We start from the raw sequence: 11,830 nt of genomic DNA on the forward strand, positions 1-11,830 counted from the left end.
TCAGCAGAATAACGACTGGAACAACTGGGGACAGCAGAATAATGGCTGGGACTGGAATAACCAGAACAATAACCAGTGGAACCAGAACAATGACTGGAACAACTGGGGCAACCAGAACCAGAACAACACATGGGACTGGAACAACCAGAACAACAACCAGTGGAACGGCGTTGTAAACAACGATTGGAACAATCAGAATCAGGGTTGGGACTGGAACCAGAACAATAACTGGAATCAGAACAACGACTGGAACAATAACAACCAGTGGAATCAGAATAATGACTGGAACAACTGGGGACAGCAGAATAATGGCTGGGACTGGAATAACCAGAACAACAACCAGTGGAACCAGAACAACGACTGGAACAACTGGGGCAACCAGAACCAGGGCTGGGACTGGAATAACCAGAACAATAACCAGTGGAACGGCGTAACAAACAACGATTGGAACCAGAATAATGACTGGAACAACTGGGGCGGTCAGCAGCAGAACAATGACTGGAACCAGGGCCAGCAGAATAACGGCGGTCAGCCTCAGGGCGGCGGCGTTCAGGCTGGCAAGAAGCTCTGCGCTATCTCATTCGATGACGGTGCATCAGCTACAAGCAAGTCAGATCCGGGTTACAGAATCATTGACGCTCTTATCAAGAACAACATGACAGCTACATTCTTCATCGTAAGTGACTGGATCAAGACAAACGATCAGGTCAAGTACGAGTACCAGAATGGTATGGAAGTAGCTAACCATACAAAGTCACATCAGTCACTGGGCTCACTTGGCTCACAGCAGATCAGAAGTGAGTGGGAGCAGTGCAACAGCAAGCTCAAGAGCATCATCGGTGCTGAGCCTTCACACCTCATGAGACTTCCATATCTCGATGGCGGCGGACAGGTCAAGTCAGCTCTCTACGATGTACCGCTTATCAGCTGTGCTATCGACACTCAGGACTGGAACGGTGCTTCTAAGGATCAGATCGTAAACACAATCAAGCAGGCTGCTCAGAACGGCTCACTTGAAGGTGCTATCGTACTCTGCCACGAGAACTATGCTACAACAGCAGCAGCTATGGAAGAAGTACTCCCATGGCTCGCACAGAATGGTTACCAGAACGTAAACATCTCTGACCTTGCAGCTGCAAAGGGCAAGACTCTTGCAGGCGGACAGGTCCACACACGCGTTTGATTGAATACGTGAGTGTTTAATGTCAGTATGTGCCGATCGCAGGATCGGTGGTCGGCACATCTTAATTAAGATTTCTCCAATTTTAATATCCCCTGAAAGGCAGTCGTTTTACGGCTGTCTTTTCTTATGCACTGAAATATTTTATATTATACTTAAATAGGAAGGGATTACAGCCTTTAGCCTTTAACCATTAGGCATTAACCGAAAGAGTTCGCTTACGCTCACATTATTTAAATTATTCGCCGAAGGCGACACATTGGCTAATAGCTAACGCCTAAAGGCTAAGGGCTGAGCTTTATGATAAGTGAGAATGAAAATAACACTTCCCTGATTTGAACATTATAAAAACGCTTTCTCCGTCGTCAGAAACAAGTCGGCGGAGAATTTTTTTGTAATTTTTTGTGCTGCGGATATAACGTATCACGGCGGTTTCGACAGTTTTTAGGTAAATAAGGTGAAAAAATTATTTGAAATTTTTGTCCGATTGAGTTAAATAGTTCCGATTATTATTTATAGAAGCGATCGCCCCAAAAAATAGAAGGGAGGAATGCAGGTGACTGACAAGGAACTCAGAGCAAGGATGAAGAAGTCCCCTGCGGAGGCAAGAAGAGCACTTTTTGATGAGTATTGCAACTACGTCTATGCTATTGTGATAAATAAACTTAGAAATTGCTGTAGCCGCGAAGATGTAGAGGAATGCGTAAGTGATGTCTTTCTTGATTTCTTCAAAGGATTTGACAATTTAGGAAAACACAATGAAGAGCTTAAAGGTTTTATAGGTGTCATAGCAAAACGCCGCGCAATCGATATGTACAGGCGTATGTGCAAAGGCATGGGCAGAACGGTTTCAATAGATGATGATGATCTTGATGAGATAGCATCGTCTGAAAATGTTGAACATGAGGCAGAAAAGACCGAGAGAAATGAATTGCTGCTTGAAAAAGTACATGAACTCGGTGAGCCCGATTCAACGATAATCATTCAGCAGTATTACTATAACCGAACGACTCTTGAGATCGGAAAAGCAATTTCCATGACTGCGGCCGCAGTTCAGAAGAGAAGCATAAGGGCGCGAAAAAGGCTTAGATCAATGCTGACTGAGATCGGTGTCAGTATATAGGAGGATAAAATGTCAGAGGAAACCGATTTTTTTGATAAAATTATTGATGAGAAAACAGTTGAGAAGATATCAGAGGACTATCCCGTACTTTCAGATGAAGAAAAGGATAGGATATTCTCACTTGTTGAAAGAAAACTGAATATAGATAAAGTTGAAAACAGTGACCACAGTGAAGATGTAAGCGGAGTAGAAGAATACATCAGACCTCGTTGGATGAATATTATCAGTATTGCTGCGTCGGCAGCCGTAGTATTCGGCGGCATAGGCAGCAGCGTGTGCCTCATGCGTAATATGAAACCAGGCATTTCCGATACTCCCTCACCGGAAGTAGTTGATGAGACTGAAACTTCTTCTGCTGAAACTCCTATCGTGTCAGTTCAGACAAGCACAGCGGCTGGAAAGAATAATGATCCCGTACAAAAAACCACGAAAGCCGTAGAAGACCAGCTTGCCGAAAAAGCTGTGAAAACGATAGAGAATAAACCACACTCCAATGCTGTGGTCGCTGTTCCATTAAATAACAATGAATCAGCAGCAGAACAGCTGAACGATATCGTAACTGATGCAGACATATCTGAGAGCGAAAACATTGAGCCTCAGATCATCGTTCGGGCAGACGTGCCTGTAACGACGACCGTAGTTAATACAGACTATGAGATAATACAGACAACGGCAGTTCAGATCGCAGATGAGAACGAAAAGCTGATCGAGGTAGCAGAGAGCATTATTGCGGATTATGACGGTATAAGGAATATCGAAGATGTAAATCTTCCTGTTATTGAGGGCAGCACTATAAATGTTACCCACCAAATGGTAACTCCGTCAGGTGATGGAGTATATAACAGGCTTCTGGAATACGGACAGGTAGATCCTGATGTATATTCAGATATGGAGACATTGAAGGAGCATTTTTACTCTGTTATGTGCAGCTCAATGACCGAGACCGACCTGTTCGGTGATGAGTTCTTCTCGGGATCATCTCCCGAAGGTATCGTAGTTGACCGCGCATATTCGTACATCACATATGACGGAAAGCTTTACAGGCTTATGGGAAATGAAAAGCATGAGCTTGAACCGCTGCCATATGAAAATGCAGTTGTTTACAATGTAAGCGAAAATGCGTTTACAGCTAAAAAAAATTATATTGATCTTACTGACGGAAGTACCGTTGAGGTACACTTTGGTGTAGTAAGAGATTATAAAGCCAACAAGTGGTCTTTATTAAAAGTCTCATTAGACTGAAAGGATAATTAAAAGGATAAATATGATAAGCAATATAGTATTGCATTACAGAAAGGAAAAAAATTATGATCAAGAAGATTTCTGCTTTCGCAGCAGCACTCACACTCACAGCTTCAGCAGCAGGTATGCTCGGGGCTGACCCACTCAAAGTCGTAGCAGCAGAGACAAACAGTCTTCCTTCAAGTGTTGATCTGAGCACATCAGAATACTTCCCGGGAGTTTTTAATCAAGGAAATCTTGGTTCTTGTGCATCAAGCTCTACAACTTTTTATCAGTTCACGTTTGCTGCAAGAAAAGCATTACGTGAAAAGGACTCTGAAGCAGATATTAATTTTGTTTACTCACCTGCGTTTACATATCCACAGATAAACGGCGGTGCAGATAACGGTTCTAATGAAAAAGATGCATATACGCTTTTTAAGTATAACGGAGCTATTACTCTTGATAAGCTCAAGTATGACAGATATTACGGAATCAATAAAGATAAAAAGAATAGATATTATGCCCGTGATCTTGCAACAGGCGAATATATTTCTTTTGAGAAATATGCCAGCCTCCAGCCTTACGAAAAAAGCAATTATTATGTGGAAATAGTGGCAAATGCAGGCCGTTATTATGAGAATTATCTGGTAACACTCTCAAATCTCAGCAAATATGAAAAGGATCAGTTTGAAGAGACAGATAACGGCTTGTTCAGACGTAAAGGTGAATATATCAGTGCAGATGCATATAACGCTCTTGATTACAGCGATAAAAAATTCTATATTCCTGTTATAAACAGCAATCACTTCCAGGGTATCTATTTCCATTTAGCACCGGTTTTCAGAGCTATCCCAAGAGATGAACAGGCACTTTTTGATGCTCTCAAAATCAGACTTGTTGATTCATATACAAAAGGCATAAATGCTTCTAAAACAGGACCAGGTCAGCCGCCTGAATTTCGTTCAGAAGAAGAAATGCTGGAATTAGAGAATGAAGTAATTGAAGAGATAAAAGAGGCTCTTTATGAAAAAAAGTTAGTTGTCGTATCGGCACAATTCAATCATGAGAGATATACAAGAGACGAAGTTGTTAAAAATAATCAATCTTTCAGCGAACAGGCTGTTTATCAGAATGATAATTATGAAGAAGGCGGAAACCATTCATTTACAATAGTTGGCTATGACGATGAAATTGGTTGTGATATCAATGGAAACGGCAAGGTCGACGCTGATGAATACGGTGCTTTCAAGGTCGTTAACTCATGGGGCGAGGGAAATCATACTAATGGTTTCTTCTGGCTTATGTATGATGCTGTACACGGAAAAAGCTTAGTTTACGATATGCCTGATATTACCAGAACATATACAGGCAGTGACGGCAAATCAAAGACATTAAACAGAGTACGTGCGATTAATGGTATGCATACTATTGAAGCTGCTGTAAAGGATATCAAGCTTGTTTCTGAAGCACAGGTAATTACAAACAACTATTATGATATAAATCCTGATGCATCCTGCGATGGAAAGCAGCTTAATATTGAAGATTATAAATGCGGTACATCTGTTGTATACAGTGGTCCTGTATTTACAGATATAACAGATCTTTGTGCTGACGGCTGCGGAAACGGCAAAGATTATAATATTATTCTTAATAATAAGAATAATAGCGGAAAAACAAAGGTGCTCGTAAAGTCTATCTGCATTAAGGACGACAAGGGTACTGTAATAGCATCAAAGGAATATACTGACAGATCATACAGCGATGCTGTTATCGGAGAAGATTTCATCGACAGCCTCACTATCGACCTTCCAAAGGGCGATATAAACTACGATGGAGTATTTGACCAGAATGACTGGGATGAGGCAGCAGAGCTTTACAGAATTAAAATGAGCTTTGGCGATTCTACTTTAAAGGAAAAAGAGGTAAGAAAGAAGTACTCATTATTCCAGGAAGAGCTTCTTGATGCTAATGACAACGGTGTAATTGATCCTGAAGACTACTATACTTTAGAAGCAAGACTTAATTCGTAATGAACATATCCCTTAATACAAACTCACTTTCGGAGCAGCCTTTCTGTGATCTCCAACGCTCCGATTGAGTATATACATCCTGCTTTCGTTCTGTAAATGCGGAATGAGAGCAGCCAAAGCCCCGACATTCCTGAGTCGGGGCTTTTTGTGTATATAGCTGTGCCGCTTCTGAAAAGAGACTTAATTCATATGTGCTTTTGTGCATTATATACAATATATATGTTTTTTATATTAGGACATTTCGTTTGGCAATACCACTTATTTTGGTTGACACATAGGAAGCAATGTGGTATAATAATACTGTCGATACGGGCAATAAAAAAATTATTGTCCTGACAAAATAACGTTTATACTATTCGGCAGCGGATTTTTACAGCTGCAATACGCTTCTTCCTCTCAAAGAAGCAGATACAATAGTAAACTCCATACAAACATATACCATTATCAGACGATGCCGCACTTTTAAGTGCGGTATTGTCGTATACAGAGCTTTTGCGTCCGGACTTGTGTCACGGGCGTTTTTTGTATACGGGAAAACAGTATAATCCTTATCATTTTCTTAAATCTTTATTAATCCGTTGACTTCTGTATTGACGATATGCTACAATTTTATTAAAGGGGGCGGTAATATGAAAAACGCGGATAAACAAACTGATATAATACCCGAAAAGATACATAAACGGCTTCATCTTATATATTTTACGCTGAAAGCCTTGATAGTGGCTGCTATTTTTTTTATATTGTATATCGCCTTGTTTACTAAGATCATGGGACTTCCCGACAAAGGAACAGAGGAGTCGCCGTTTCTTTTCCACCAGTACTGCGGTACGTTTTTCGTTGAGTTCGACCGCGACAATTCCTTTGCTTCCGATGCGGACTATTCTGCGTACCTTGAACGTAACAATGCAACTGTTGAACAAACAGCAGCGGAGACTGTCCTGAGTTATCTCAGAATGATACCAAGTTTAGTTCTTATTGCTGCTATGATACTGGCACTTCGCAGCGGCGACAAGAAGCAAATATTCAGCGGCAGAGCATGGCGTTACTTCCTTTTTGGCGGAGCTTTGTACGCGGTCGGAAATATTTATGCGTATATAGACAGCAATTTTTTCGATAAGACCTCGGCTTTTGACGGCATGACAAGCGTATTCACCGAGCGTCGGCAGTACTGCCAGATATACGATATACTTGGTATACCTTTCATTATGATATGCGGAGCATTTGTGCTGCTGATGTACGAAAAACAGCTTCAGAACAAGGACTCAGCCAAGGTATCCAATACACTGAAATCCTTTTCAGCTTTAATTATTGCAGTCTCGGCAGGATTTATCGCATGGAGACTTGGTGTGCGCACCTATGAGCTTATCCGCGTTATGTCGGGAGATAAGTACAGCGTATGGCTGCCGTTTACAGTAATGGAAAGCCAGACGCGATATATGTGCAGGCTGCCCTTTGAGGACGCAGTTTCGGCTCAGGCTTATAAAAACGTGATACTGTTCAGATATCTGCGCGACCTGCCCGTTTTTGCACTTACAGGTGCGGCAGTATTGGCGTTTGTACGTGTACTGCTGAATACTGCAAAGGGCGAGTTCAATACAAAGCGCAACAGAAAGCACCTTCGCAATTCCATGCTTCTGCTGACATCGGCATCTCTGATACTGAATATCGCAGGCTGGTTCGAGACAGACCTTTTCAACAGGAGTTTCACAGGCATATTCGGTAATACCACCTATACTATCGCATTACGCGCCATGACAGAGCCTCTGCTTTATGTTGCAGTTATATGGTTCTTTGGAACATACCTACAGGCTATACCCGAAAAAAGTGAGTAGTAAGTAGAGAGTAGTGAGTAGTGAACGAGCCCCGAGGTTTACCTCGGGGCTAAACTTTTATCTGCTAATAACTGCTAACTGATAACTATGCACTAATCACTATTCACTAACCACTTCTTACTTATTAAAGTGCTGAATGATTTCTCCACCAAAGACAGGAATATATATAAACCTACAAAATTTTCAGCCTCGTTTGAAATCTCTTGAAAACCGCTATTTTTAGTAGTATAATAGTAAACGTTGCGTGTCTTTAATAGAGATTTTTTGAGAAAGAGGTTAGAAAAATGGCTGAAAAAGCATTGAAACCAACGGAAGAAAAGTTAAAACCGAAACTTTTCTCGGTAATGAAGACCTATTCAAAGGAACAGTTCATCAAGGACATAGTTGCAGGTATAATCGTTGCTATAATAGCACTTCCCCTTTCCATAGCACTTGCACTTGCTTCGGGCGTAGGTCCTGAGCAGGGACTTTATACCGCTATCATCGCAGGCTTTATCGTTTCATTCTTAGGCGGAAGCCGTGTACAGATAGCAGGTCCTACAGCGGCATTTGCTACAACAGTTGCAGGCATCGTTGCTACTCAGGGTATGGACGGTCTGGCAATATCAGCTATAATGGCAGGTATTATCCTTATAATCATGGGCTTCTGCCGTTTCGGAGCACTTATCAAATACATACCCGGCACTATCACCACAGGCTTCACATTTGGTATCGCTGTTACTATCCTCATAGGACAGATAAAAGATTTCCTCGGACTTACATTTGATAAGGACATCATGCAGGACAAGCTGGGCATTTCTTCTCCTATCGAGACAGTTGATAAGATCAAGGCTATCTTCCTGTTTATGGATTCTATCAACTGGCAGGCACTTGCTATAGGCGCAGCTTCACTGGTGATACTTATCCTCTGGCCAAAGAAGCTGGAAAAGATACCTGCTTCGCTTATTGCCGTTATCGTATGTTCAGCTATCGTAAAGCTCAGCGGCATCAAGGTAAATACAATAGGCGACCTTTATCATATATCAAATTCACTTCCCAAGTTCACAGTACCTGAGGTAACATTTGCAAGAGTAAGAACTCTTATCCCAAATGCATTTACTATTGCAGTCCTTGCAGCAGTTGAGTCACTTCTCTCCTGCGTTGTTGCAGACGGTATGGTAGGTTCAAAGCACCGCTCGAATATGGAGCTTATCGCTCAGGGTACAGCAAATATCGGTTCTGCACTCTTCGGCGGTATCCCTGCTACAGGTGCTATCGCGCGTACAGCTGCCAACGTAAAGAACGGCGGACGTACACCTATTTCAGGTATGGTACATTCCGTAGTTCTCGTTGTTATACTGGTAGTTCTCATGCCTTATGCATCACTTATCCCTATGCCGACTATAGCTGCTATACTGTTTATAGTTGCCTATAATATGTGCGGCTGGAGAAATATCAGAAACACAGTAAAGACAGCTCCAAAGAGCGATATCGCTGTTCTTTTCGTAACACTGATACTTACAGTAGTATTTGACCTTGTAGTTGCTATCGGTGTTGGTATGGTAATGGCTGCACTTCTCTTCATGAAGCGTATGGCAGATGTTACAGAAGCTCATGCGTGGGTAGATGTGGACGATGAGGACACCGATCCCGACAATATCCTCCTCAAGAAGATACCTCAGAACACAAGAGTATTCGAGATAAACGGACCAATGTTCTTTGCTGCTACAGATAAGTACAAATACGTACTCAGCGATAAAGAGATAGACGTACTCTGTATCAGAATGAGAAACGTTCCTGCTATAGACGCTACAGGCGTTGAAGCTCTTATGCGTATCGTTAAACGCTGCCAGAGACACAATGTTAAGGTAGTATTCTCACACGTAAACGAGCAGCCTATGAAGGTAATGACAAAGGCTGGATTTATCGAGCAGGTAGGCAAGGAGAATTTCTGCGACCATATCGACACAGCACTTATCAGAGCTGAAGAGCTTGAAAAGGAAATAGCTGCCAAGAGAGCATAAAATAATGTGAAAAGGGGAATGAATTTCCCTTTTCTGTGTTTTTTACACTTAATCTGCAAAAAATGAGTTGTATTTGACACGATTACATGGTATTATACTATCAGAGAACAGGTTCGTCAAAATCGGTTCTCTATAGAGAGCACTTGATGCTTTCTCTGAAGCCTGCGAGGGCTTAAATAAATCATCCTCATTGAACCGATACCGAAGTTTCAGTGTTCTTCGGTGTCGGGATTTTTTTGCCTTGACATATGGAAGATGTCATGATATAATTAATTCGCTTTGATCGCGGACTATCATATGACGACATAAGGAGAGATGGTATGAAAAAAACAGTTGCAAAGAAGAAAAAATGGCCAAAGGTATTGCTGGTGATACTCATTATTATCGGCGGACTTGTCGGCTTTACCTGCTACAATGCCTCAAAGAACATGAAGGTAATGAACAGGACTCTTGACGCAGGCATGGAAACTATATCCAAGTACGCAAAGCTCACACCTATTGATGCAGGGGAGTACAAGCAGATAAAAATGTACGGGCTCCTTAAATTTGATGTTGATCAGTACGATGTAGAGGATATAGGCAATCTTTCCGTAATGAAGGTGAATATGGGATTTATGCAGATGGTCTCATACATCATCACACCTTATAAAAAGGATATGCCAATGCTTTCAATGGACTTCATGTATATATTCGGCAAGCGCAAGGCTTATGCGGAGTTCTACGACCTTGTAAGCGATACTGCTGACTCTGAATACGTAAAAGTGCTTGACTCAATAAAGAAATACGACATCAGCTACAGCGACTTTAAGGACATAGAGACTGATCCTGCATGGTATGACGAATATCTGACGGTAGTGCTCCATAAAGAAGCAAAACGCGCTGACGATGAGAGAGTTGAGAAGATGTTCTGCGATGCTATAAGCTGCTACATGGAAGCAGCAAAGGAGCTCAAACCGCTTTCTGAGGCTGAAAGACTGAATAAACTGGCGATCACTCAGAAATACTGCGATACTCTCGTTGAAAAGGGCGGAGTCTCCACAGATGTGTTCAAAAAGCAGCTTGGCAAAGAAAAGACAAAGGATTTCTTTGACAAAGTATTATTCGGCACAGAGCAGTACAGATAAAGAAAAGTCCCCGAAAGGGGACTTTTTTTGACAGCATATTTTATTCGGCGTTTATAAAAATCAGTTACTGGACCATTTTGCTGATAGCTCAGTGAGTTTGCCGTCCTCTTCCATGGCATCGAGCTGATTTTGCACCTCATCACGGAGCGTCATATCCTCAGTTCTGAAACCGACAACGTATTCTATAGTTCCGATACTTTCGTCAAGGATAGCGAATTTCTTGCCGAGTTGGAATATATAATAATTTGCGGCAGCCAGATCAAGGCAAACAGCGTCAGATGAGCCTGCTTCCATTTCTTCGATAGCAGTGTTATCATCGTAAACAGACTCTGTGATATCATTGAATATATCGGAAGCTTCAAGTATCTCCTGTGCGGCAGAGCCTTTCTGAACACCGACAGTCTTTCCGCTGAGATCGTCCATTGTTTTTATATCACTGTCGGTCGGGACTATGATAGCAATATCTGTCATAAAGTAAGGGTTAGAAAGGTTCAGATCGGCAGCCATTTCGGAATTGGCTGACAGACCGTTCCATATACAGTCTATCCTGCCTGCATTGAGTTCCTCTATAAGTTTGTCATGGCTGACGGGCTGCTTTACAAGCTCAATGCCCATTCTGTCACAGACTTCCTGTGCAATGTCAATATCGAAGCCGATGATCTCACCGCTTTCATCAGTAAAGCTCATAGGCTGAAAGCCTGTATCAAGTCCGATAACGAGCTTCTTGTTGTCGTATACATTCTGGAGCGATTGGTCAAGCTTTGAGGAAGTATCGGGATTTGCTTCTTCCTCAGCTGAGTACTTTGTATAGGGAGGGACAGTTTCTTTTGTGGCAGAGTCTGAACTGTTTGTACTGCTACAGCCTGTCATAGCAGATATCATTGAAACAGCGGAAAGTCCCGCAAGAATACTTCTGAAAAATTTATTATTCATAAAAGCTCCTCACTTTCGGTATTTACATAGATGATACACTTATAATAGCACATTTCTGCAAAGGTGTAAAGTGGCAGGTCGCGTTTTGGTACTTCATATAAATAATCGTGAGCTTATGGCTGTAATTTGGCAATTATTAGAAAAAAGCATTGCTGAACGGCGATATAAGGCGGCTTGCACTTTACAAGCCGTCCATAATATGGTATAATGAACAATGTTGCGCGGTAAATCAAAATTTAGCTGTACTAAATTTTGATATGAGCCGTTAGCCATTAGCCTTTAGCACATTGTAGGGGACGGCGTCCGCGATGTCCCTTTGGAATCCCATTCATGGGTTTAGCATAATTATTGCTGTAAGCGATGTATAATTAAGAATTATTT

The 11,830-nt window shown here is 41.8% G+C and carries 8 protein-coding genes; 7 read left to right on the forward strand and 1 reads right to left on the reverse strand.

The annotated features are described in order from the left end of the window. From BLW60_RS16715 to BLW60_RS04355, 7 genes are all read left to right on the forward strand, one after another. On the forward strand, nt 1–1,183 hold a 1,183-nt coding region (locus tag BLW60_RS16715; RefSeq protein ID WP_175460883.1), incomplete at its 5' end, for a polysaccharide deacetylase family protein. 547 nt (nt 1,184–1,730) lie between these two features. Further along, nucleotides 1,731–2,303, forward strand: coding sequence for a sigma-70 family RNA polymerase sigma factor (locus BLW60_RS04330; protein WP_242872827.1), 573 nt, complete (start codon nt 1,731–1,733; stop codon nt 2,301–2,303). Between the two features lie 9 nt (nt 2,304–2,312). Next, a complete protein-coding gene (locus BLW60_RS04335) occupies nt 2,313–3,545 on the forward strand; it encodes a hypothetical protein (RefSeq protein WP_074714645.1) in 1,233 nt (410 codons plus the stop codon). Nucleotides 3,546–3,610: 65 nt separating this feature from the next. After that, on the forward strand, nt 3,611–5,557 hold the full coding sequence (locus BLW60_RS04340; RefSeq protein WP_074714646.1) for a C1 family peptidase: 1,947 nt from the start codon (nt 3,611–3,613) through the stop codon (nt 5,555–5,557). Nucleotides 5,558–6,186: 629 nt separating this feature from the next. Then, nucleotides 6,187–7,389: a hypothetical protein gene (locus BLW60_RS04345; protein WP_074714647.1), complete on the forward strand. Its 1,203-nt coding sequence runs from the start codon at nt 6,187–6,189 to the stop codon at nt 7,387–7,389. 284 nt (nt 7,390–7,673) lie between these two features. Then, entirely contained in the window at nt 7,674–9,392 is a 1,719-nt protein-coding gene (locus tag BLW60_RS04350; protein ID WP_074714648.1) for a SulP family inorganic anion transporter, read from the forward strand. A gap of 320 nt (nt 9,393–9,712) precedes the next feature. Next, nucleotides 9,713–10,516 (forward strand): hypothetical protein, encoded by an 804-nt coding sequence (locus tag BLW60_RS04355; protein ID WP_074714649.1) that lies wholly within the window; start codon nt 9,713–9,715, stop codon nt 10,514–10,516. Between the two features lie 60 nt (nt 10,517–10,576). On the opposite strand, the gene BLW60_RS04360 is transcribed toward BLW60_RS04355, so the two are convergent. Continuing rightward, on the reverse strand, nt 10,577–11,449 hold the full coding sequence (locus BLW60_RS04360; RefSeq protein WP_074714650.1) for a transporter substrate-binding domain-containing protein: 873 nt from the start codon (nt 11,447–11,449) through the stop codon (nt 10,577–10,579). Nucleotides 11,450–11,830: the final 381 nt, after the last annotated feature.

Origin of the sequence: Ruminococcus flavefaciens, from assembly GCF_900108555.1 — a bacterium.
Classification (GTDB): domain Bacteria; phylum Bacillota; class Clostridia; order Oscillospirales; family Ruminococcaceae; genus Ruminococcus; species Ruminococcus flavefaciens_P.